The 23,417-nt window shown below is 72.0% G+C and carries 19 protein-coding genes and 1 tRNA gene; 11 read left to right on the top strand and 9 right to left on the bottom strand.

What is annotated here, in order from left to right; genetic code table 11:
* Positions 1 to 4: 4 nt before the first annotated feature.
* Positions 5 to 1,156 (top strand): ArsA-related P-loop ATPase, encoded by a 1,152-nt coding sequence (locus GKC29_RS05905; RefSeq protein WP_155329845.1) that lies wholly within the window; start codon positions 5 to 7, stop codon positions 1,154 to 1,156.
* Positions 1,157 to 1,213: 57 nt separating this feature from the next.
* Here the strand turns inward: GKC29_RS05905 and GKC29_RS05900 are convergent, their stop codons facing one another.
* Positions 1,214 to 1,534 carry a WhiB family transcriptional regulator gene (locus GKC29_RS05900; protein WP_155329844.1) on the bottom strand — a complete coding sequence of 107 codons (321 nt, stop codon included), beginning with the start codon at positions 1,532 to 1,534 and terminating at the stop codon, positions 1,214 to 1,216.
* A 404-nt stretch (positions 1,535 to 1,938) separates the two neighbouring features.
* On the opposite strand from GKC29_RS05900, the gene GKC29_RS05895 reads away from it, so the two are divergent.
* Complete coding sequence (locus GKC29_RS05895; RefSeq protein WP_155329843.1) at positions 1,939 to 4,362, top strand: transglycosylase domain-containing protein; 2,424 nt, start codon at positions 1,939 to 1,941, stop codon at positions 4,360 to 4,362.
* Between the two features lie 71 nt (positions 4,363 to 4,433).
* Here GKC29_RS05895 and GKC29_RS05890 read toward each other — a convergent pair whose 3' ends face one another.
* A complete protein-coding gene (locus GKC29_RS05890) occupies positions 4,434 to 4,889 on the bottom strand; it encodes a GatB/YqeY domain-containing protein (RefSeq protein WP_155329842.1) in 456 nt (151 codons plus the stop codon).
* A gap of 25 nt (positions 4,890 to 4,914) precedes the next feature.
* Here GKC29_RS05890 and GKC29_RS05885 point away from each other — a divergent pair, with 25 nt between their 5' ends.
* The 5 genes from GKC29_RS05885 to GKC29_RS05865 all read left to right on the top strand — a co-directional run bounded on the left by GKC29_RS05885 (position 4,915) and on the right by GKC29_RS05865 (position 9,837).
* On the top strand, positions 4,915 to 5,808 hold the full coding sequence (locus GKC29_RS05885) for a metallophosphoesterase (protein ID WP_155329841.1): 894 nt from the start codon (positions 4,915 to 4,917) through the stop codon (positions 5,806 to 5,808).
* A 67-nt stretch (positions 5,809 to 5,875) separates the two neighbouring features.
* Positions 5,876 to 5,952, top strand: a tRNA-Pro gene (locus GKC29_RS05880).
* A gap of 163 nt (positions 5,953 to 6,115) precedes the next feature.
* Positions 6,116 to 7,396 carry a low temperature requirement protein A gene (locus GKC29_RS05875; protein WP_155329840.1) on the top strand — a complete coding sequence of 427 codons (1,281 nt, stop codon included), beginning with the start codon at positions 6,116 to 6,118 and terminating at the stop codon, positions 7,394 to 7,396.
* Positions 7,397 to 7,528: 132 nt separating this feature from the next.
* Entirely contained in the window at positions 7,529 to 8,863 is a 1,335-nt protein-coding gene (locus GKC29_RS05870) for a low temperature requirement protein A (protein WP_155329839.1), read from the top strand.
* Positions 8,864 to 8,928: 65 nt separating this feature from the next.
* Positions 8,929 to 9,837, top strand: coding sequence for a hypothetical protein (locus GKC29_RS05865; protein WP_155329838.1), 909 nt, complete (start codon positions 8,929 to 8,931; stop codon positions 9,835 to 9,837).
* Positions 9,838 to 9,879: 42 nt separating this feature from the next.
* Here the strand turns inward: GKC29_RS05865 and GKC29_RS05860 are convergent, their stop codons facing one another.
* From GKC29_RS05860 to GKC29_RS05850, 3 genes are all read right to left on the bottom strand, one after another.
* Positions 9,880 to 10,353: a hypothetical protein gene (locus tag GKC29_RS05860; RefSeq protein WP_155329837.1), complete on the bottom strand. Its 474-nt coding sequence runs from the start codon at positions 10,351 to 10,353 to the stop codon at positions 9,880 to 9,882.
* 167 nt (positions 10,354 to 10,520) lie between these two features.
* Entirely contained in the window at positions 10,521 to 12,227 is a 1,707-nt protein-coding gene (locus GKC29_RS05855) for a bifunctional UDP-sugar hydrolase/5'-nucleotidase (protein ID WP_155329836.1), read from the bottom strand.
* Between the two features lie 250 nt (positions 12,228 to 12,477).
* Entirely contained in the window at positions 12,478 to 13,257 is a 780-nt protein-coding gene (locus GKC29_RS05850; protein WP_155329835.1) for a phosphodiesterase, read from the bottom strand.
* Between the two features lie 247 nt (positions 13,258 to 13,504).
* Here GKC29_RS05850 and GKC29_RS05845 point away from each other — a divergent pair, with 247 nt between their 5' ends.
* Positions 13,505 to 14,881: a diguanylate cyclase gene (locus tag GKC29_RS05845; RefSeq protein ID WP_370463353.1), complete on the top strand. Its 1,377-nt coding sequence runs from the start codon at positions 13,505 to 13,507 to the stop codon at positions 14,879 to 14,881.
* Positions 14,882 to 15,136: 255 nt separating this feature from the next.
* Here GKC29_RS05845 and GKC29_RS05840 read toward each other — a convergent pair whose 3' ends face one another.
* The 3 genes from GKC29_RS05840 to GKC29_RS05830 form a co-directional block, all read right to left on the bottom strand.
* Positions 15,137 to 15,679: a GNAT family N-acetyltransferase gene (locus GKC29_RS05840; RefSeq protein ID WP_230688935.1), complete on the bottom strand. Its 543-nt coding sequence runs from the start codon at positions 15,677 to 15,679 to the stop codon at positions 15,137 to 15,139.
* Positions 15,680 to 15,842: 163 nt separating this feature from the next.
* Positions 15,843 to 16,904, bottom strand: coding sequence for an aspartate-semialdehyde dehydrogenase (locus GKC29_RS05835; protein ID WP_155329834.1), 1,062 nt, complete (start codon positions 16,902 to 16,904; stop codon positions 15,843 to 15,845).
* Positions 16,905 to 16,908: 4 nt separating this feature from the next.
* Complete coding sequence (locus tag GKC29_RS05830; protein ID WP_155329833.1) at positions 16,909 to 18,174, bottom strand: aspartate kinase; 1,266 nt, start codon at positions 18,172 to 18,174, stop codon at positions 16,909 to 16,911.
* Between the two features lie 220 nt (positions 18,175 to 18,394).
* Between GKC29_RS05830 and GKC29_RS05825 the strand changes: the two genes are divergently transcribed.
* From GKC29_RS05825 to leuA, 3 genes are all read left to right on the top strand, one after another.
* A complete protein-coding gene (locus GKC29_RS05825) occupies positions 18,395 to 19,204 on the top strand; it encodes a hypothetical protein (protein WP_230688934.1) in 810 nt (269 codons plus the stop codon).
* An 85-nt stretch (positions 19,205 to 19,289) separates the two neighbouring features.
* Complete coding sequence (locus tag GKC29_RS05820; protein WP_155329832.1) at positions 19,290 to 19,853, top strand: nitroreductase family protein; 564 nt, start codon at positions 19,290 to 19,292, stop codon at positions 19,851 to 19,853.
* Positions 19,854 to 20,082: 229 nt separating this feature from the next.
* Positions 20,083 to 21,837, top strand: a complete 1,755-nt coding sequence (gene leuA / locus GKC29_RS05815) for a 2-isopropylmalate synthase (protein ID WP_155329831.1) — start codon at positions 20,083 to 20,085, stop codon at positions 21,835 to 21,837.
* 52 nt (positions 21,838 to 21,889) lie between these two features.
* Here leuA and GKC29_RS05810 read toward each other — a convergent pair whose 3' ends face one another.
* Positions 21,890 to 23,374: an MFS transporter gene (locus GKC29_RS05810; RefSeq protein WP_155329830.1), complete on the bottom strand. Its 1,485-nt coding sequence runs from the start codon at positions 23,372 to 23,374 to the stop codon at positions 21,890 to 21,892.
* Positions 23,375 to 23,417: the final 43 nt, after the last annotated feature.

The raw sequence follows: 23,417 nt of genomic DNA, 5'->3' as shown, positions 1-23,417 counted from the left end.
TCGATTGGTGCCTTCCGACAACGTGGCGCCGCCGCTGGACGTCGACCGGATCCTCGCCGATCCGGGCGTACGGATCGTGGTCTGCTGCGGGGCGGGCGGGGTGGGCAAGACGACCACCGCCGCCGCGCTCGCGCTGCGGGCCGCGGAGGAACACGGCCGGCGTACGGTCGTGCTCACCATCGACCCGGCCCGCCGGCTGGCGCAGTCACTCGGGTTGACCGAGCTGGACAACACCCCGCGCCAGGTGAAGGGGATCGACGCGGAGGCCAGCGGCGGCGAGCTGCACGCCATGATGCTCGACATGAAGCGCACCTTCGACGACGTGGTGCTCCAGCACACCGATCCGGCGAAGGCGGCGGAGATCTTCGCGAACCCGTTCTACGCGGCCATGAGCTCCACCTTCGCCGGCACCCAGGAGTACATGGCGATGGAGAAGCTCGGGCAGCTGCACGCCCGGGGCGAGTGGGACCTGATCGTGGTGGACACCCCGCCGTCCCGCTCGGCGCTGGACTTCCTCGACGCGCCGGCCCGCCTGTCCCGCTTCCTGGACGGGCGGATGCTGCGCCTGCTGCTCGCCCCGGCCCGCACGGGCGGCCGGAGCATGTTCACCTTCGTGACCGCCGGCTTCGGGGTGTTCTCGAAGGTCGTGCAGAAGATCCTCGGCGCGCAGCTGCTGACCGACCTCTCCGGCTTCGTCGCGGCGCTCGACTCGATGTTCGGCGGTTTCCGGCAGCGGGCGGAGCAGACGTACCGCATCCTCCAGGCCCGCGAGACGGCGTTCCTGCTGGTGGCGGCTCCGGAGCCGGACGCGGTCCGGGAGGCCGCCTACTTCGCGGGCCGGCTGCGGGAGGAGAAGATGCCGCTGGCCGGTCTGGTCCTCAACCGGGTCCACCGCCCGGCCGTGCCGGAGCTCGGGCCGGACGAGAGCCTGGCCGCCGCTGAGCGGCTGGCCGAGCGGGGCGGCCACGAGCGCACCGCCGAGGTGCTGCGGGCCCACGCCGCGCTGGCCCAGCAGGCGGTACGCGAGCAGCGGGTGGCCGCGCGGTTCACCGAGACGTTCCCGACCGTCCCGACGGTGTCGGTGACGGCGCAACCCGCCGACGTGCACGACGTCGACGGGTTGCGGACGATCGGTGCGGCGATCAGCCGCGAGTGACCGGGCCGGTGGACCGGCCGGGCCTCAGCTGACTGTGCCGGCGCACCCGGTGCCGGCTCAACCGGCCGTGGCGGCGAGGACCTTGTCCTTGCCGGCCTTGTCCTTGGCGTTCTTCTTCATCGCGGCCTCGAACATCTTGCGCCAGCTCGTGACCTGCGGGTGGCGGCGCAGCAACGCCCGGCGTTCCCGTTCGGTCATGCCGCCCCACACGCCGAACTCGATCCGGTTGTCCAGCGCGTCCGCCAGGCACTCGTACCGGACTGGGCAGCTCCGGCAGATCCGCTTGGCCACGTTCTGTTCGGCGCCCTGTACGAACAACGCGTCCGGGTCCCCGTTCTGACACGCCGCCAGTGACGGCCAGTCAGTGATCATGCCCATGTGTACACGTCCCCCCTTGCAGTACTACCGACCCCGTTCGCGGACCAGCCGGCAATTCCCCCCGGTCGCCCGGCCGGCCTTCCCCAAGGCGGCACGGACGACATGTGGCGCTGTCGCCGCCCTCATCATGCTCTGTAGTTGCCCGATTACGCAACGTTGTCGGCCAAATCCATCATTCCGGACACTCCCGGCTTCCCGGGCCCTCGACCGCCGGTTACCCCGCTTCGGGTACGCGAAAACGCTGCGCGCCCTCCCCAAGACGGGGGAGACTCGGCGCCAGATCCACGCAACCTCGAACCGGGGGTCGTGCGTTTAGCACAACGAGGCCGGCGCGCGCAGGAAATGGGGAAAAGACGCCCCGCGCCCCTCGTTGCCTGTTCGCGTACCCTGTCGAGGTGACCTGGATGCGGAAACGTGACCACAATGTGCTGACCAACGCCGCATCGCTACTCATCTGTGGCCTGTTGGCCGGCGTGGTGGTCGCCGCAGCGGCCTTCCCCGCAGTGGCGATGTCCGGCCTGGCCGCGAAGGCCGGCGCCGAGACCTTCGGAGCACTGCCCAAAGAGCTGACGGTGGCCCGGCCACCGCAGATCAGCTACCTGCTCGCGTCCGACGGCAAGACACCGCTCGCGACGATGTTCGACGAGAACCGTCGCGAGGTGAAGCTCAAGGACATCGCACCGGTCATGCGGGACGCGATCATCGCCGCCGAGGACCACGACTTCTACCAGCACAACGGCGTCGACCTGAACGGCGTCGCTCGCGCCTTCGTCAACAACAGCTCCGGCACCGCCGACCGGCAGGGCGCCTCGACGCTCACCATGCAGTACGTCCGGCTCGCCATCGCGTACTCGGCGACCCACCCGGCCGACGTGGTCGCGGCCACCGAGGACACCAGCGCCCGCAAGCTCCGCGAGATGCGCTACGCGCTCCAGATCGACAAGGAACTCTCCAAGGACGAGATCCTCCAGCGCTACCTGAACATCGCCGCGTTCGGCAACGGCGCGTACGGCATCTTCGCCGCCAGCCAGGTCTACTTCGCCAAGCACCCGAGCAAGCTGACGATCGAGGAAGCGGCGATGCTCGCCGGCCTGGTCAAGGCCCCGAGCGCGTTCAACCCCACCACCCGCAGCGGATACCCGCAGGCGGTGGCCCGGCGTGACTACGTCATCAACAACATGTACGAGATCGGCAAGATCACCAAGGAGCAGGCCGACAAGGCCAAGGCGGTCAAGCTCAAGGTCGTCGGCAAGCGGGCGCCCAACGGCTGTGTCGACACCACCACGAAGAGCTGGGGCTTCTTCTGCGACTACTTCTACCGCTGGTGGATGGCGCAGGAGACGTTCGGCTCGACCTCGTACGACCGGGAACGGCGGCTCAAGAGCGGCGGCTTCACGATCGTCACGACGATGGAGCCCCAGGTCCAGAACGCCGCTGACGCGGCGGTCCGGAGGAACCTGCCGGTGACCAGCAAGGCGGCCCGGATGGTCGCGGTGATCGAGCCGGGCACCGGCCGGGTCCGTGCGCTCTCGGTCAACCGCAACTACAAGCTCGACGACCCCGACAGCCCGCAGAACAAGCCGCACAGCGACCCGAAGCAGCGGAAGAAGGGCAAGCGGGGCAACTACCCGAACACGGTCAACCCGCTGCTCAGCGGCGGTGACGGCATCACCGGGTACCAGGCCGGCTCAACCTTCAAGATCTTCACGATCGTGGCTGCGTTGGAGAAGGGCGTCCCGCTCAGCTACACGATCAACGCGCCGCAGCGGTTCACGTCCGAGTACATCATCAAGCGGGGGAGCGACGCGGCCTGCGAGGGCACCCACTTCTACTGCCCGGAGAACGCGAGCCCCAGCATGGCCGGCGTCCACAACATGTGGAGCGCGTTCGGCCGCTCGGTGAACACCTACTTCATTCCCCTGCAGCAGCAGGTCGGCGCGGAGAACGTGGTCAAGGCGGCCAAGAAGCTCGGCATCAACTTCCGCTCCCAGGAGGACATCGACCTGGAGAAGGGTGCCCACCAGTGGGGTGCCTTCAGCCTCGGTGTCTCCCAGACGATCCCGCTGGAACTGGCCAACGCGTACGCCACCCTGGCGGCGGACGGCAAGTACTGCGAGCCCATCCCGGTGCAGGAGATCCGCGACCCGGACGGCAAGAAGCTCGACGTCGCGAACCCGCGCTGCGAGCAGCGCATCAGCACCGAGGTGGCCCGTGCCGCGGTGGACGCCGCCCGCTGCCCGGTCGGTGACCGCTCGTCGACGTCCAAGTGCGCCGGCGCGACCGCCGGCAAGGTGAAGCAAGAGGTGAAGGCGCCGGTGGCCGGCAAGTCCGGCACGACCGACTCGGAGAAGACCGCCTCGCTGGTCGCGATGACCAAGCAGTACGCGGTGGCCGGCATCATGGCCGACCCGGACTGGCCGCAGACCACCCAGGAGATGAAGCACGAAGAGAAGACGGGCATCAACCCGCCGGTGTACGAGACGCTGCGGGACGCGATGAAGGGCAAGGAGCGCATCAACTTCACCCCGCCCGGGAACAAGATCCGCGAGGGCGACCAGCGGCGGATTCCGGACGTCAAGTGCGTCAGCGTGGAGCAGGCGAAGTCCCGCATCCAGGGCGCCGGCTTCGACGCGGTCGTCTCCAGCAACAAGGTCCCGTCCGACTGCCCCGCCAACACCGCCGCGGGCACCAGCCCGGAGGGACGCACCATCAAGGGTGGCGTGGTCATGATCCAGGTCAGCTCCGGCCAGGGCGCCACCCCGCCCACGGGCCAGCCCGGGAACCCGCCGACCAACCCCGGCCGCCCGCCCGGCCGCCCCGGCGGCTGACCGGTCCACGACGACGAACGGGCGGGCACCCCTCGGGGTGCCCGCCCGTTTCGCGTACTCGAAAGAAGCGGTCAGACGGCGAGCTGCCGGCGTACCTCACCGGCGACCCGGCCCCCCTCGGCCCGGCCGGCCACCGCGGCCTGGGCGGCCTTCATCGCCGGGCCCATCTGCGCCTTGCCGGTGAAGCCACCCTCGGCGAGCGCCCCCGCGACCACGTCGGCCAGTTCCTCGTCGGAGAGCTGCTGCGGCAGGTAGCGCTCCAGCACCTCGCCCTCGGCGGTCTCCTTGGCGGCCTGCTCGATGCGCCCCGCGTCGTGGAAGGCGACCGCCGCCTCGCGGCGCTTCTTCGCCTCCTTGGTCAGCACCGCGAGCACCTCGTCGTCGGTGAGCTCCCGCTTGGCCTTGCCGGCCACCTCGGCGGTGCCGACCGCCGCGAGCGCCATCCGGAGGGTGGAGGTGGTCAGCTCGTCACGCGCCTTCAGCGCGGTTCGCATGTCCGCGGTGAGACGGTCCTTCAACGTGCTCATGGACGGTCAAACTACCCTGATCGCCATGCGAAAGCGCACACTATTCCGGCTCGCCGCCGGGACCGCCGCGGTCGGCGCGGCCACCCTCGCGTACGCGTCGCTCGTCGAGCGCAACATGTTCACCCTGCGGCGGTACGACGTACCGGTGCTGCCGGCCGACGCGGAGCCGCTGCGCGTCCTGCACCTGTCCGACCTGCACATGATGCCCGACCAGCGGCGCAAGCAGCGCTGGGTGGCGTCGCTGGCCGGCCTGGACCCGGACCTGGTCGTGGTGACCGGCGACAACATGGCCCACCCCGGCGCGGTGCCCGGAGCGCTGCGCGCCCTCCAGCCGCTGCTGGACTACCCGGGCGCCTTCGTGTTCGGCTCCAACGACTACACCGGGCCGGTCCTCAAGAACCCCTTCACCTACTTCCTCCCCGACCGGGAGTACGTCGAGGGCGTCGAGCTGCCGTACGACGAGCTGCGCGACGTGTTCACCGGAGCCGGCTGGGTCGACCTGAACAACGCCCGGACGACGCTCAAGGCCGGCGGCCGGCTCGTCGAGCTGGTCGGCGTGGACGACCCCCACATCGAGCGGGACGACTACGCCTCGGTCGCCGGCCCGGTCTCACCGTCGGCCGACCTGTCGATCGCGCTCAGCCACTCCCCGGAACCGCCCGTGCTCGACCAGATGGCGGCCGACGGGTTCGGACTGCTCCTCGCCGGTCACACCCACGGCGGCCAGGTCTGCGTGCCGGGCGTCGGCGCGCTGGTCACCAACTGCGGGCTGCCCCGGTCGATGGCGAAGGGTCTACACCGCTGGCCCGGCTCCGACTCCTGGCTGCACGTCTCGGCCGGCCTCGGCACCCACCCGACCGCCCCGGTCCGGTTCTCCTGCCCGCCCGAGGCGAGCATCCTGACGCTGATCCCGCGCTGAGGCGCCGGGCCGAGGGGTACCCGGTTTGACCCTCGGATCGGGTGGGCTACTATTTGTCGGCACGCCTCGGGGTGTGGCGCAGTTTGGTAGCGCGCTTCGTTCGGGACGAAGAGGTCGTCGGTTCAAATCCGGCCACCCCGACCAGTGGCAGAAGGCCAGGTGAGATCGCCTCTCACCTGGCCTTCTGGCATATCCCGGGTGAGTCCGGCCTGGTCGAGATCTGCTCGTGGCCCACGACCCCGGACCACGTCGTTGATCGGTATGCCGGTGAGCTCGGGGTCTTTTCCCCAAGGCGACAGTGCATGGGATGCGGATCCGCTGGGATGGGCGGGTGGTGGCCGATCGGCGATGGGGACGTGGACACGCGGTAGGGCTGCTGCGTGGCAAGGAGAGTGCGCAGCAGGCGACCTTCGTGGAGTTGTTCTTCGATCTGGTGATGGTGTTCGCGCTCAATCGGCTGGTGGCCGTCGCGGCGCCAGCGGTGAACGGCGGCGACCTTGCCGAGCGGTGGACGGCGACCGGACGCATCTTGTTGCTGTTCATGCCGCTGATGTGGTTGTGGATCATCACGGCTTACATCACCGCCCGGTTCGACCCGCGGTCCGCCCACACGCAGCGGATGGTGGTGGTCACGGCGTTCGCGCTGCTGGTGATGGGAGCGACGGTGCCCCACGCGTTCGGCGGCGCGGGGATGACGTTCGCGGCGACGTACGTCCTCGCCCAGGTCAGCCGCGCGTTGATCTTCGGTTACGCGCTGGGCCGGCACGCGCTGAGCCGGCTGTACCTTCGGGCCTTGATCTGGTTCCTGGTCGCCGGTGTGTTCTGGATCGGCGGGGCGTTGACCTCGGGCGGGAAACAGGCCGCCTGGTGGCTGGTGGCGGTTGCGGTTGATCTCGGGTCGGCGTGGCGGGGATGGCCGGTGCCGGGCCTGGGCAAGGGCCGGGCATCGGTATGGGCACTCGCTCCGCATTACCTGGCGGAGCGGTTCCAGCAACTGCTGCTGGTCGCCCTGGGCGAGACGATCCTGGCCGTCGGTGTCATCTACGCCGCCCGGCTCGGTCGCGTCGGCGACTACCGGAGCATCGGTCTGCTGGCGGCGTTCCTCACGACCGTCCTGCTATGGCGCATCTACTTCCACAAGGCCGGCCAACTTTTCGGCGATGCCGTCGCGTCCGCGCAGGACCCGGCCGGCCTGGGTCGCTTCGCCGCGTCCGCACACGTCGTGATGATCCTCGGCATCGTGGCAACCGCCATCGGCCACGAAATCGTCCAGACCCACCCCGCCGACCACAGCTACCCGTTGTGGCTGATCATGATCCTGGGTGGGCCGGCCTGCTATCTGGCCGGGCGGGCGGCGCTGGAACGGGCTGTCTTCTCCCGAGTGTCCCCACACCGCTGGATAGGGGCCCTGGTCCTCCTGCTGGCAGCCGTGCCTCTGATCCACACGCCGCCGATAGCGGCCGCGATCACCGCCACCGTCATCCTGGCGGGCATCGCAGCCATCGACACCCGCCGCTCGTCCCGCCGCCCACCGGAACAACCCCGCCCCGGCGACCGGAGAACCCGGTGGTTGCGTCCACGCTCCTAGGGCTTCTCAAGACCGGTGGGCGATCTCGTTGGCCGGCAGCGGGGCGACCGCGTCGGTCAGCTAGCAGCCCTCGCCGTCCGTTTGGTGACGAATCGCGCCCGGCCGCCGCCGACGCGCTGCGACACTCGGTCGGTGGGTGGCAAGCGGTGGGCGGAGCGGCTCGGCCCGGCCGTCGCGGTGGCCCCCGGTACCCGGGTGGACCGATTCGAGATCTTCTTCGACCTGGTCTTCGTCTTCTCGTTCTTCATCATCACCCGGGCCACCGCGATGAACATCACCGGCGACAGCCTGCTGCACGGCATGCTGGTCCTCGCCGTCCTCTGGTGGTGCTGGGTGGTGCACACCGTCGTCGCGACCCGGGTCCGACTCGGCGTGGGCTTCGTCCCGGCGCTGATGGTCGTCGCGATGGCCGCGCTCTTCTGCTTCTCCCTGTCCCTGCCACAGGCGTTCGGCAACCCGGTGCAGTGGGCTGTCGGACCGGTGGTGGTCGCGGTGAGCTACCTGGTGCTCCGCTTCGTGCACCTGCTGCTCTACTGGCACGTCGCCCAGGAGCGGCCCGGCGAACGTCGCCTGTTGCTGAGGTACTCCCCCGAGCTGGTGACGAGCACCCTCCTGCTGCTGGCTGCCGCGCTGATCCCACCGCAGATCGACGACCTGGGGCTGGCCGAGATGGTGCGCGACGGGCTGTGGATCGCCGTGGTGCTGTTGCAGTACGGCGCCGGCCTCGTCTCTACCGCCTGGGGCTGGGTGCTGACCTCCGCCGAACACTGGACCGAACGGTACGACCTCATCCTCATCATCGCCCTGGGCGAGTCGATCATCTCGGTCGGCGTGGGCGGCAACCTGCTCGGGGGTGAGCCGGTCACCTGGCGGGGCGTCACCGCCGCGGTGCTCGGCATCTTCTTCACCGCCGCCCTGTGGTGGACGCATTTCGACGTCATCGCTCCGGCCGCCCGGATCGCGCAGCACGCCGCGCAGGGCCGCGCCCGGGTCGCCATGGCGCGGGACGCCTACGCGTACTGCCAGCTCGTCATGATCGCCGGGATCATCCTGTTCGCCCTCGGGGCGGAGGAGATCGTGCGGCAGGTCGCGGACGCTGCGGTCGGCCTCGCCGAGCCGACCCACGGCCCGGGCGCACCGCTGCTGTTCAGCGGGGTGATCTGCTACCTCTGCGGCGGGATGCTGTTCCAACTGCGTACCCTCCGCACGCTCTCCTGGACCCGCGTCGGCACCGTGCTCGTCCTCGCGGTCGCCATTCCCGTCGCGACGCACCTGCCCGCGCTGGCGGCGCTCAGCCTGCTGACGGCCATCTGCATCGCGTTGGTGGTGATCGAGGTGGTCGTCATGGCGGACGCCCGCCGGGCCCTGCTCGGCGCCGTGTTCGAGGAGAAGGCCACGTACGAGAAGCACGAGGCCGGCTGGCGGGCCCGCTGGCACGACGGAACCCCGGACGAAGAACCCCGATAGTCGAGGCGGGAACCGAACGGGACGCCGTGCCGTCCCACGTTCAGGACATGTCGGACGGAGGGCACATGCGCGGGGACAGGTACCTGATCGGATCGTTCACTTTCGCCGTGCTGCTGCTCGCCGGCTGCGCGGGCACCGGCTCCCCGGGCGCGGCCGCGCCGCCGTCACCGACCACCGCCACGCCAGCCGTTCCCCAGGAGCCGCTCGGGCTGGTCGGAGCGTGGTCGGTGAGCGGGCGGGGCGTGCCGGCGGACACCGTGCTGCGGCTCGCGGACGACGGTCTCGTGGTCTTCCGCGGGTGCGAGATGCTGCTCGGGGAGTGGCGGGCCGACCAGAGCGGGCTCTTCCTCGCCGGCGTCCACGGCAACTCGACGACCGACTCCCGACGGTGCGAGCCGGCGCCCCGGCCCGAGGCACCGGACTGGCTGGCGCGGGCCGCCGCTTTCCGGGCCGAGGGCGACAGCCGCGTCCTGCTCGACGCCGAGGGCGACGAACTGGCCCGGCTGCGGCCGGGGGCCCGGCCGCGGGGCGGCCCGGACGTGTACCGGCCCTGGCTGGAGCCCCCGACCGTCACCGACGAGGTGCGACGCCGGCTCGCTCCGGTGCCGGCGCTCCCGGGCGATCTCGCCGCACCCGGTCGGGACGACCTGGTCGGCCGGTGGGTGCCGGTCAGCGGGCCGGACGGCCGGACGCCGGCCCCCGGGCCCGGTGGCTGGCCGACGCCGCCGTTCGCCGAACTGGCGGCGGACGGGACGTGGCGCGCGTCCGACGGCTGCAACGGCTCGGGTGGACGCTGGGCGGCCGGGCCCGGCGGTGCGTTCGGGGCGACCGGGGGCATGAGCACCCTGATCGGCTGCGACAACGTGCCGGTCAACGGGTGGCTCACCACCGCCCGACAGGCCGGTCTCGACGGTGACGTGCTGGTGCTGCGGGACGCGCAGGGCAAGGAGACCGGCCGGCTGCGGCGCGGCTGACCGACCGCGCCGGCCCCGGGGCGGGATGCTGCCGTCCCGGGATCAGTCGTGCAGCTCGGCGCGCTGGATGTCGGTGAAGGCGGCGGCCAGGTGCGCGTCGAGCGTCGCCCCCGTGGCGGCGAGCAGGTGCGCGACGAGCAGCGGGGCGTGCCGGGCGTACGCCTCCGGGGCCGGCGGGGCCTCGTCGGCCTCCGGGTCGTACAGGCCGAGCGCGCCGGCCAGGAGCACCAGCAGGACCTGCGGGTCGACGTCGGCCCGCCAGGTTGCGGCGCCACGGACGCAGCGCTCCAGCACCGCTCGGACGTCGTCACCGGCGAGCCCGTCCGGATGACCCACCTCCAGCAGGGACCGGACCACGGCGCCGAGGACCAGCCCGGACCGCTCGGCCGCCGCGAGACGCGCGGTCGCCAGGTCGTACGCCTCGACGTCGCGGCCCTGCGCCGCGGTGACCGCGTCGGTCGCCGCCACCGCGATCTCCCGTGCCGGTGCGGGCAGGTGGCGCCATGTCGTGGTCATCGGGCCAGCATCGCAGACCCCACCGACGGCGTGGGTGCTCGTGCGCGTCCACGACGGCCGCACGACGGTCACGGCGGCCGCCACCGGGCCGGTCCCCGCCGCCCGCCGGAACGAGGTACGGGCCCCGGAGCGGCTGCTCCGGGGCCCGTGGCGTGATTCGACCGCTGTCAGGCGGCGGGTGCCTCGGTGGTGAGGCGGATCCGGTCCAGCGCCGGGCCGGACACCGGAGAGTTCGCGGTCAGGTACGCCACGAACGCGTCCAGGTCGATCTGGCCGGTGACCTGGTTGGTCCCGCCGGTGAGGACGCTGAAGCCATCACCACCACCGGCCAGGAAGTTGTTCACCGTGACCCGGTAGGTGGCGCCGGTCTCGACCGGCACCCCGCCGAAGGCGAGGCTGCCCCGGACCACGCGGGTGCCGGCGCACGGGTCGGCGGCCGGGGCGGTGGTGCCGTCCGGGTCGACCACGTAGCGGACGGTCGACGACGGGTACAGGACCCGGCCGGTGACGAACTGCTGCTCCAGCAGGCAGTACAGCTGCGCGCCGGTGAGGTCGAGCGTCACCAGGTTGTTGGCGAACGGCTGCACCGTGAACGCCTCCTCGTAGGTGACCGGGCCGGCGTCGAGGTCGGCGCGGACACCACCGGGGTTCATGAAGGCGGCGACGGCGTTCTGCTCGTCGTCGGTGGCCCAGAGCTGCGCGTCGGCGATCAGGTTGCCCAACGGGGACTCGGCCCGGGTCGTACCGAAGAGGGTCTCCTGCGTCCGGGTGATCGCCTCGGTGGTGGTGCCCACCTGCCGGCCGGCCACCGGGCCGAGGACGGCCTTGTAGCGGTCGATCAGCGCGGTCTGCGCCGGGTCCTTGGCGACGTCGCGGGTGACCACGACGTTCTCGGCGGTCGCGGTCAGCACGTCACCGGTGCGCCGGTCGATCTTCAGGTCGATGTCGGTGACCAGACGGCCGAACGAGCTGGCGCTGGTGACCAGCTTGTTGTTGACCTCGCAGTTGTACGCCTGGTGGGTGTGCCCGCTGACGATGACGTCGATCGACGGGTCCATCCGGTTGGCGATGTCGACCACCGGGCCGGTGAAGTCGACGCAGTCGTTGATGCCGCCGGCGCCGGCCTGGGTGCCGCCCTCGTGCAGCAGCACGACGATGGTCTCCACACCCTTGCGGCGCAGCTCGCGGGCGTACCGGTTGGCGGTCTGCGCCTCGTCGGTGAAGGTGAGGCCGGCGACGCCCTGCGGGCTGACGATCTCCGGGGTGCCCTCCAGGGTCATCCCGATGAAGCCGACCTTGACGCCCTGGACCTTGTGGATGGCGTACGGCGGCAGCAGCGGCTGCTGCGTCTCGTCCACGAACGCGTTCGCGGACAGGTACTGGAAGCCGGCACCCTCGTACGGCGTACCGTCGGCGCAGCCGTCGACCGGGTGGCAGCCGCCGTTCTGGATGCGCAGCAGCTCGTCGGAGCCCTCGTCGAACTCGTGGTTGCCGACACTCGCGTAGTCGAGGCCCGCGAGGGTCAGCGCCTCGATGGCGGGCTCGTCGTGGAACGCGGCCGACAGCAGCGGCGAGGCGCCGATCAGGTCACCGGCGGCGACGGTGATGGTGTTCTTCTTCTTGCTGGCCTCGCGCAGCTCGGCGAGGTGGGTGGCGAGGTATTCGACACCGCCGGCGGGCTGGCCGGCGATGGTGCCGCTGGACCCGCTCGGCGGTTCGAGGTGGCCGTGGAAGTCGTTCAGGGCGAGCAGGGTGACGTCGACCGGCTTCGGTCCGGCGTCCGCCTGGTCGGGGGTGGTCGCGACCGCGCCGAACGCGGTCACGGCGAGCGCGGTCAGACCGATGGCGGCCCGACGCATCCCGGGGATGGACATGGATCTCCTCGTGGGAAGCGGCGCGGACGCCCGGGCGATGGGTCGCGCCGGGCCGTGCCGCGCCGTCGGCAGGTTCGGTCGCGGGTGGCGGCGGTGGGGGACCGCCGCCGGCGTCGGTCACAGCCTCTCACCGGGAACCGCCGCCAGTCGACCGGAGCAGCACATCAGAGCTGCGGGTACGGCGGATTGCCCGGACACGACGGACGGACGAGTCCGACATGACCGGCGAATGGCCGCCGGCCGGTCCACATCAGAAGCTGCACGTCGTCCCGGCGGCGTGGCTGACCTGCACGAGATGCGTGACGCAGGCGGCGCCGTCGAGCCGGTGCAGCAGCAGCGCGGTGGGCTCGGTGACCCAACCGATCTGCTCGTCCGGGCTGAGGGCGAGCGAGCTCTGCCGCCACGTGCTCGGCGCGGTGGTGAGCACCGTACCGGCGAAGCCGGCCGTCACCGGCCGGTGCAGATGTCCGGCGGTGACGCGGACCACGTGGGGGTGCCGGCCGATCACCTCGGCCAGCGCGTCCGCGTCGGCGAGCCCGACCGCGTCGGCGGCCGGAATGCCGACGGTCACCGGCGGGTGGTGGAGGCAGACCACCGCCGGCACCTCGGGCCGCCCGGCGAGCACACCGTCCAGCCAGCCGAGCTGCTCCGGGCCGATCCGGCCGCCGCCCGCTCCCGGGACGAGCGAGTCCAGCACCACGACGGTCGCCTCCGGGTGGTCGACGTGGTAGTACGCGGAGAAGCCCCCGCCCAGCCACGGCGTACCGCCGAACGCGTCGAGCAGGGACTCCCGGTCGTCGTGGTTGCCCGCGACGAGATGAACCGGAAGCGGGAACCGCCCGATGATCTCGCGCAGGGCCGCGTACTCGTCGGGGCGGCCCCGGTCCACCAGGTCGCCGGTGATGACCACGCAGTCCGGCCGGGGGTTCAGCGCGAGGACCCGGCCGAGGGCCCGGTGCAGCCCGGTGGCCGGCTCGGCGGCGAGCACGCCGGTGGTCAGGTGCGGGTCACTGAGCTGGGCGATGAGCATCGGACCTCCACTCGACCGGGATCCCCACGCTATCGCCACGGCGCACCGCCCGGGGCCCGGCCGCAGTGAACACACAGGCCCCGTCCACACCCTGTGGATAGCACGTGTGTACGAAGAATCCGCACGTCACCGCGCGCTGGTTACGCTTGATCGCGTGACCCGGCGACGGCCGGGCCCGCTGCCGACCTGGGACGACGTACGAGTGGATCATCAGCGAGTCATCCGTGACGTCACGGTCCGCCTGCCGATGGCGTCGACCGCGGCCGAGGCGTGCCAGTGGACCGTCACCGCGCTGGCCCGGCACGCCCCGGCCACCATCTCGGTGCTCCTCCAGCTCCACGACGGGCTCCGCTGCGTCGCGGCGACCGGCTCCTGGCAGGTCTACTCGACCGTCCCGCCGGACACCGGCATCGTCGGGCGGGTCTACGCGTCCGGACGCACCGCCGTCGTCCCCGACGTCGCGGCGGACCCGGACTACATCCCGGTACGCCCCGACGTCACCAGCGAGGTCTGCGTACCGGTCCTCGATCCGGCGGGCCGGCCCATCGGCGTGCTCGACCTCCAGTGGAGCGAACCGGCGGACCTGGTGGCCTGGCGGGACACCGCCGAACGCCTGGCGGGCCGGCTCGGCGCGCGGATCGTCGCACTCGGCGGCCCGCCGGCGGAGAGCCGCAGCGAGAAGCTGCTCCGGCACGCCGCCGCGCTGAGTTCGGCGCCCACCGAGTGGGACCTGATGCACGCCGCGATCACCGCCGCGAGGGACGTCTCCACCCTCTCCGCCGCCGTCCTGGTGCTGGCCGGCCGGCAGGGCCCCCGGCTCGGCGCGCCGACCGCCGCGCCGGGCGACCTGGAGTCCCGCATCCGGGCGGAGCTGGCGGAGGCCGGCCCCGAAACGCTCGGCCGCATGATCAGCCTCGCCCACCGGTACGGCGCCGGCTACACCCTCGGCGAGGCCGGGCACCCGCCCACCGACGACCATGCCCCGCTGACCCGCGCCGGAGCACGCACCCTGGTGGCGGTGCCGGTCGGCCCGTCCGACGGCGGCGGGCTGCTGCTGGTCGCCGACGAACGGCTGCTGCGCCCCGACCCGACGACGGTGAACCTGGTGGAACTGCTCGCCGGGCAGGCCTGGAACGCCCTGGACCGGCTGCGCACCCTGGCCCGACTGCGCGAGCAGGCCAGCTCCGACCCGCTGACCGGGTTGCGGCACACCGGGCCGTTCGGCCAGCGCATCGCCGCGGCGACCCCCGGCCGTACGGCCCTGCTCGCGATCGACGTGGACGGCTTCAAGAACGTCAACGACACGTACGGCCACCAGGCCGGCGACCGTGTGCTCGTCGGGCTGGCGCGGGCGCTGGAGGGGGCGCTGCGGCACGGGGACGAGCTGTACCGGATCGGCGGCGACGAGTTCGTGGCGGTGATCGAGGTGAACCGCCCGGAGGAGGCCGTCCGGATCGCCGAGCGGCTCACCGAGGCGGCCCGGCGTATCGGTCGGACGATCAGCGTCGGCGTCGCCCTGCCCCGCCCCGGCGAATCTCCCGACCTGACCCTCCGCCGAGCCGACCAGGCCCTCTACCGCGTCAAGCGCGAGGGCCGCGACGGCGTCCACCTATCCGCCGCCTAGACTAGGGCCTGGGTCGAAGTCCTCGGTCGAGCCGAGGCGAGGCCCAGGCGGCGGTCCGGCAAGGCGGTGATCCGCCCGGATGCCGGTGTTGTATCCGGGCGGATCACCAACGCGGCCGGGCGCCGTCTGGGTCCGCCGCAGGCCGGTGAAGATCCGGGAGACAGGACACTAGGTCGACGCGCGGCGCAAGCCGCCGACAGGGTATCGATTTCGCCCCGCGCCCCGGTCGGTTACCGCTTGCGTCCGCCGCCCGGGTCAGCTGCCGGATCCGCGCCGGGCGGCCCGCCACCGCTCAGGGTCCAGGGTCCGGCGAACTCCCGACATCGCCACGTGCGCGAGGTCCCCTCCCTGTGCCTCCCGATCGATCCGACCGGCCGGCTGGAAGCCCAGCTTCTCCAGCACCTGGATCGACGGGCGGTTCTCCGGAATGGCGTCAGCGCGGATTTCCCGTACGCCGGGCTGGGCGACGAGGTGGTCCAGCAGCAGGGTCGCCGCCCGGGTCGCCACTCCCCGGCCCTGCCGGGACGGCAGGACGGTGAAGTAGACCTCCACCACGCCGGGAGTCTCCGTCGGGGCGGCGCCCACCGAGCCGAGGTACTTGTCGTCGGACGCGTCGGCGATGGTCAGGGACACAACCTCGTCTTCGGTGCCGTACGACGACATGACGTAGTCGAGCATGGCCCTCGCGCCCTCGATCGACTTCTGCTCCGGCGTGAACGCCATGTACCGGGTGGCGTCGGGGTCGGTCAGGAAACGCGCGAAGGCGTCCAGGTCCGCAGGCTTGTGCGGCCGGATCACGATTTCACCGTCGCGCATCGGTGGCGGACAGGTCAGACGCACTGGGTGCGACTCCTCAGGCTAGGCCGGCAGATGACGGCGGTCGACGAGCACCGCGTCGACCGACGCTAACAACCGGCTGGGGAGCCGGCGACCGCTTTTCGGCGGACGCTTGCGGTGGCCGTCAGCCCCGGGTGAATTCGGCGGCGAGGAGTTCGGCGATCTGGGCCGTGTTCAGGGCCGCGCCCTTGCGGAGGTTGTCGCCCGTGACGAAGAAGTCGAGGGCGCGGGGGTCGTCGAGGGCGCGGCGGATGCGACCGACCCAGGACGGGTCGGTGCCGACCGCGTCGATCGGCATCGGGAACTCACCGGCCGCGGGATCGTCGACCAGGATCACGCCCGGCGCGTTGCGCAGCACCTCCCGGGCGCCCTCCGCATCCACCTCGGTGGCGAAGACCGCGTGCACGGCCACCGAGTGCCCGGTCACCACGGGTACGCGGACCGAGGTGGCGGACACCTTGAGGTCGGGCAGGCCGAGGATCTTGCGCGACTCGTTGCGCAGCTTCATCTCCTCCGACGACCAGCCGCCGTCGGCCACCGAGCCGGCCCAGGGCACCACGTTCAGCGCGAGCGGCGCCGGGAACGGGCCCAACTCGTCGCCGACCGCCTGCCGCACGTCGCCGGGGCGGGAGCCGAGCACCCGGTCGCCGGCGATCTTGGTGAGCTGGGTGTGCAGGGCGTCCACGCCGGCCTGCCCGGCCCCGGAAACCGCCTGGTACGACGCCAGCACCAGCTCGCGCAGGCCGTACTCGCGGTGCAGCGGCGCGACCGCGACGATCATGGCGAGCGTCGTGCAGTTCGCGTTGGCGATGATGCCCTTCGGCCGGTTGCGGACCTGCTCGGGGTTGATCTCGGGCACGACCAGCGGAACGTCGGGGTCCATCCGGAACGCGCCGGAGTTGTCGACCGCGACCGCGCCCCGGCTGACAGCCACCGGGGCCCATTCGGCCGACACCTCGTCCGGCACGTCGAACATCGCGACGTCGACGCCGTCGAACGCCTCCGGCGTCAGGGCCTGGACGGTCAGGTCCTCGCCCCGGCACCGGAGCACCCGCCCGACCGAGCGGGCGGAGGCGATGAGCCGGATCTCGCCCCAGACGTTCCTCCGCCCGGTGAGCAGCTCGCACATCACCGTGCCGACGGCACCCGTCGCCCCGACCACGGCCAGGGTGGGCAGCGACGTCACGGGACTACCGCCCGGTCCCCGCGTACACGACCGCCTCGGTGTCGCCGCCGAGGTCGAAGGCTTCGTGGATGGCGCGTACCGCCGCGTCCAGGTCGGTGTCGCGGCAGACCACGGACACCCGGATCTCCGACGTGGAGATCATCTCGATGTTGACGCCGGCCTGGCCGAGGGCGGCGAAGAACCCGGCGGCCACGCCGGGGTGCGAGCGCATGCCGGCGCCGATCAGCGAGACCTTGCCGACGTGGTCGTCGTAGAGCAGGCCCTTGAACTTCACCACGTCCTGGATCTTGCTGAGCGCGGCCATGGCGGTGGGGCCGTCGGTCTTGGGCAGCGTGAACGAGATGTCCGTGCGGCCGGTGCCCTCGGTGGACACGTTCTGCACGATCATGTCGATGTTGATCTCCGCCCCGGCGACGGTGTCGAAGATCCGCGCGGCCGCACCCGGCTCGTCGGGCACGCCGACGATCGTGATCTTGGCTTCGCTGCGGTCGTGGGCGACCCCGGTGATCAGCGCCTGTTCCACGGGAAGGTCCTCCATCGATCCGGTGACCATCGTGCCGGTGTTGGTCGAGTATGACGAACGGACGTGGATCGGCAACCCCGCCCGGCGGGCGTACTCCACGCTCCGCAGGTGCAGCACCTTGGCGCCGCAGGCGGCCAGCTCCAGCATCTCCTCGTACGTGATCTGCCTGATGTGCCGCGCGTTCGACACGATCCGCGGGTCGGCGGTGAAGACGCCGTCGACGTCGGTGTAGATCTCGCAGACGTCCGCGTGGAGCGCGGCGGCCAGCGCGACGGCCGTGGTGTCCGAACCACCGCGGCCCAGGGTGGTGACGTCCTTGGTGTCCTGGGAGACGCCCTGGAACCCGGCGACGATGACCACGGCGCCCTCGTCGAGCGCTCCCTTGAGGCGCCCGGGCGTGACGTCGATGATCCGTGCCCGGCCGTGCACCGACGTGGTGATCACGCCGGCCTGCGAGCCGGTGAACGAGCGGGCCTCGTACCCCAGGTTGTGGATCGCCATGGCGAGCAGCGCCATGGAGATGCGCTCCCCGGCGGTGAGCAGCATGTCCAGCTCGCGGCCCGGCGGCAGCGGGCTGACCTGGTTGGCGAGGTCGAGCAGCTCGTCCGTGGTGTCCCCCATCGCGGAGACCACCACCACGACGTCGTCGCCGGCCTTGCGGGCCGCGACGATCCGCTCGGCCACCCGCTTGATCCGCTCGGCGTTGGCGACGGAGGACCCGCCGTACTTCTGCACCACGAGTGCCACGACGGTGCACTCCCTCCCAGTGACCCTGAGCGTGCCGACGCCGCCGGGTGAGGGCCGGCGGCGCATGTCAGACGCCCTCAGCCTATCGGGCGGGCGGATCGGCGGGGTCGGGTGATCCCACCATCCGGCCCGGACGCCGGCACCCGGTGGGGTACGACACGCCGGCCTCCGCCCGGGCGGCGGGGCACCGGACACGGGCGGCGCACCCGAGAATGGGCGGGTGCCCGCCCACCTTCGTCCGGCCGTACCCGCCCGGCTCCCGGCGGTGCCGCCGACCCGGCGGCTCACCGGCCCGCTCGCGCTGGCCCTGCCGGCGCTCCTGGTCTCCTGCACCGCCGACCAGCCGGCCGCCGGCCCACCGACACCGACGGCGCCTCCGACGGCGGCGGCCGGTGCGGACGCGGCGCGGGACGAGCTGGCCGCCCTCGCGGCGGCGGCGCAGGACCGCCACCTGGTTGCCAGCTACACGCTGCGCGGCACGGACGGTCCGGACCGCACGATCCTGGTCACCACCGCCGGTGACGGCAGCTGGCGGGTCGACGTGCCCGGCGGCGCGCTGGGCGGCGGGGTGGACGTCTCACTCGCCGCGACCGCCGACGGCCTGTTCCAGTGCGCCCTGCCGTCCGCCGCGCGGCCGGAGGCGGCGGGCTGCGTACGCGTCGGCGACTCCGACGACGCCCTGCCGCGCCGCCTGGACCCCCGGGTGCAGCACCCCTTCACCGACTGGCTGGACGTGCTGACCGACCGCCGGTCGCCGCTGTCCGTGTCCCCGGCGCAGCCGCCGCCCGGCGCCACCGGGACGTGCTACTCGGTCGAGACGACGTCCGCGTCGATCAACGCGCCGCTGGACGTCGGGATCTACTGCTACGACGCCGACGGGACGCCCACCGCCGTCCACACCGCCTCGGGAACGCTGACGCTGGCCGGCCCGCCGGCGCCCGGCCCGGCCACCGTGCAACTCGCGGGACCGGTGACCGAGGGGGAACCACTGGGCACGGCCGCGCCCGAACCGACCGCCGGAACGGTCTAGGCGGCAATCCGTTACGGGTGCGTTTGCCCACATTCAGACCCCACCGCCCGCACCCGCAAATCGGCCATACGGGACGCTGTCTCCCATGCCCGACCTCACTCCGCTACTCGCGTTCCGCTGGAGCCCCCGGTCGTTCGACCCCGGCGCCGACCTCAGCCCGGCCGAGGTCGGCGTCCTGCTGGAGGCCGCCCGATGGGCACCGTCGGCGGCCAACCGGCAACCCTGGCGCTTCGCCGTCGGCCGGCGCGACGACGAGACGTGGAAGCGGATCATGGTGAACCTGCCGGCGCGCGACCAGCGGTGGGCCGGCCGCGCATCGGTCCTGCTGCTGGCGGCGCACCTCACGCCGCAGGCCGACCCGACCGGCTGTGCGCCCTACGACCTCGGCCACGCGGTCGCGCACCTGACCGTACAGGCGACCGCCCTCGGGCTGCACGTCTGCCAACTGCGCGACCTGGACCGGGCCGGCCTCACCGCCGACCTGGACCTGCCCGGCGACGTGCACCCCACCGTGGTGGTCGCCGTCGGCCGGCTCGGTGACCCGCTCAGCCTCCCCGCCGACCTGCTGGACTCGGAGACCGGCCTGCGCCGCCGCCATCCGGTCACCGACCTGCTGCTGACCGACGCCACTGCGAACTCCGTCTCATAGACCGGACCAGCCTTCCCATGGAGCAGCCCACCACGTAGGGTGACTTCGTCATGTGGCAGGCGTACCTCCTCCTTGGTTGCCGCGACGAGGCCTGACGGCCGGCACCTCGTCGCGGAGTCGAACCGCGCCGCCCAGCACTCACCGATCTTTCTCTTCGGCACCGTCGCCGACTCGGCACCGTCGCCGACCTCTGACTGCTGACGTCACATGACCACGGGAGCACTCCGCCATGGCTCACCCAGCCGGCACCACCGACGCTGAGACCGATCCGATCGCCCGGCAGCGGCCCAGCCGCATGCCGCACCGGCGTTACCAGCCGTACCAGCAGCAGTTCCGCATCGACCTGCCGGACCGCACCTGGCCCACCCGGCACGTCGAGACCGCGCCGCGCTGGTGCGCCGTCGACCTGCGGGACGGCAACCAGGCCCTGATCGACCCGATGTCGCCGGAGCGCAAGCGGCGGATGTTCCAGCTCCTGGTGCAGATGGGCTACAAGGAGATCGAGGTCGGCTTCCCCTCGGCGAGCCAGACCGACTACGACTTCGTACGCCAGCTCATCGAGCAGGACCTGATCCCCGAGGACGTCACCATCCAGGTGCTGACCCAGTGCCGGGAGCACCTGATCGAGCGCACCTTCGAGTCGCTGCGCGGCGCGAAGCGGGCCATCGTGCACTTCTACAACTCGACCTCCACGCTCCAGCGCCGCGTGGTGTTCGGGCTGGACCGCGACGGCATCACCGACATCGCCACCACCGGCGCCCGGCTCTGCCAGAAGTACGCCGAGATCCACACCCCGGACACCGAGATCCACTACGAGTACTCGCCGGAGTCGTACACCGGCACCGAACTGGACTACGCGCTGGAGGTCTGCGCGAAGGTCATCGAGGTCGCCGACCCGACGCCGGACCGCAAGCTGATCGTCAACCTGCCGGCGACGGTCGAGATGGCCATGCCGAACGTGTACGCCGACTCGATCGAGTGGATGCACCGGCACCTGCCCCGCCGGGACAGCCTGGTGCTCAGCCTGCACCCGCACAACGACCGCGGGACCGGCGTGGCCGCCGCCGAGCTGGGCCTGCTGGCCGGCGCCGACCGGATCGAGGGCTGCCTGTTCGGCAACGGTGAGCGCACCGGCAACGTGGACCTGGTGACGCTGGGGTTGAACCTGTTCTCCCACGGCATCGACCCGATGATCGACTTCTCGAACATCGACGAGATCAAGCGGGCCGTCGAGTACTGCAACCAGCTGCCCGTGCACGAGCGCCACCCCTACGCCGGCGACCTGGTCTACACCGCCTTCTCCGGCTCCCACCAGGACGCGATCAAGAAGGGCTTCGACGCCCTGGCGGTGGACGCGGCGGCGGTCGGCGTGCCGGTCGACGAGCAACCGTGGGCGGTGCCGTACCTGCCGATCGACCCGAAGGACCTGGGCCGCACCTACGAGGCGGTCATCCGGGTCAACTCGCAGTCCGGCAAGGGCGGCGTCGCGTACATCATGAAGAGCGAGCACCAGCTCGACCTGCCGCGCCGGCTCCAGATCGAGTTCTCCGGGGTGGTCCAGCAGGTCACCGACAGCGACGGTGGCGAGGTCGACCCGCAGGCCATGTGGGAGATCTTCGCCGGGCAGTACCTGGTCGACCACCAGACCGACCCCGCCGTCACGCTGGCCGACTACGCGATCGGCACCATCGAGGGCAAGGTCGAGATCGAGGCCCGCGTCGTCCACGGCGGCGAGCAGCGTGCCATCACCGCGGTGGGCAACGGTCCGGTCGACGCGTACGTCAACGCGCTGCAGGCGCTCGGCGTCAACGTCCGCGTGCTCGACTACCACGAGCACGCCCTGTCCTCCGGCGGCGACGCCCAGGCGGCGGCGTACGTGGAGTGCGAGGTCGACGGCCGCACGGTCTGGGGCGTCGGTGTGGACGCCAACATCGTCACCGCGACCATCAAGGCGGTGACCAGCGCAGTCAACCGCGCCCGCTGACGCGCAAGGAAGGGCCCCTTGTTAACGCCTGGCGTTGTACAAGGGGCCCTTCTTAACGCTTGGGCGGGGTGGCGGCAGGCAGGGAGTGGCACGGCTGGGAGGGCGGCGCCTCGCGCGGCGGGCGGTGGACGAGCAGGGCGGCCAGCGCGGCGCCCGCGATCGTCAGCCCCGCGCACCAGAGCATCGCGGCCCGGTACGCGCCGCTCAGCTCGGCCGACTGCTCGTACCCGGTGCCGGAGAGGCCGACCAGCAGCGGTAGCGCGGCGACCGCGAGCAGCCCACCGGCGCGGGAGGCCGCGTTGTTGAAGCCGCTCGCCACCCCGGCGAAACGGTCCTCGACGGCGGCCAGCACCGAGGCGGTCAGGGGTGCCACCACCAGGGTCAGCCCCAGACCGAAGATCGCCACGCCGGGCAGGACGTCCCGCCAGTACGAGGCACCCGGCCCGACCCCCCGCAGCAGCAGCAACCCGGCGGCGGCGACCGCCGGCCCGACGGTCAGCGGCAGCCGCGGCCCGATCCGCGCCGACAGGGCACCGGCGCGTGGTGACCCGACCAGCAGCAGGACCGTCATCGGCAGCAGCGCGAGCCCGGTGAGGAACGCCGACCAGCCGACTACGTTCTGGAGGTAGACGGCGAGGAAGAAGGTGAACCCACCGAGTGCCGCGTAGACCACCACGGTGAAGACGTTCAACGCCGAGAAGAGCCGGCTGGTGAACAGCCCGGTCGGCAGCATCGCGGTGTCGCCCCTACGCCGTTCCAGCAGGACGAAGGCGACCGCGCCGAGCACCCCGACCGCCGCCGCCACCAGGACCGGGGCGGAGTCGAAGCCCCGGGCGGGCGCGTCGATCAGGGCGTACGTGACCCCGGCCAGTGCGGTCGCGCCGAGCAGCGCCCCGAGCACGTCGAACCGGCGGCGTCGCCGGCCCGCCCCCGCCGTACGCGACGTGTCCTCGTCCCGGCTCTCCGGCACCCAGCGCATCGCGGCCAGCACCACCAGCGCCGCCAGCGGCACGTTGAGAAAGAAGATCCACCGCCAGGAGAGCGCGTCGATCAGCCAGCCGCCGACGAACGGGCCGAGCGCGGTGGAGACCCCGGAGAGCCCCGACCACGCGCCGATCGCCTTACCCCGGTCGTCCGGGTGGAAGCTGGCCTGCAGCACCGACAGCGAGCCCGGGGTCAGCAGTGCCCCACCGGCGCCCTGGAGGAACCGGGCGGCGACCAGTTGCCCGGTGTCCTGGGCCAGCCCGCACAGGAGCGAGGCGACGGTGAACCACGCCACCCCGAGCAGGAAGATCCGCCGCCGACCGAAGCGGTCGCCGAGCGCGCCGCCGAGCAGGACGAAGGCGGCCAGCATCAGCGCGTAACCGTTGATCGTCCACTGGAGACCGGACACGGTGGCGTCGAGGTCCGCGCCGAGCCGGGGCAGCGCCACGTTGACCACGGTGCTGTCCAGGAAGACCATGCCGGAGGCGAGGAACGCCGCGAGCAGCGTGCCCCGCCCCGAGGCGGTGCCCATCCGGAGCGCGGGTGCCGTCATGGCACCCAATCTGCCCTGCACGATGTGCGAGACGCCACGAAAC

This window comes from Micromonospora sp. WMMC415, from assembly GCF_009707425.1.
In the GTDB taxonomy this organism is placed as follows: domain Bacteria; phylum Actinomycetota; class Actinomycetes; order Mycobacteriales; family Micromonosporaceae; genus Micromonospora.
Note: the sequence above shows the minus strand (reverse complement) of the source record. Positions and strands in the feature narration are given on the sequence as shown.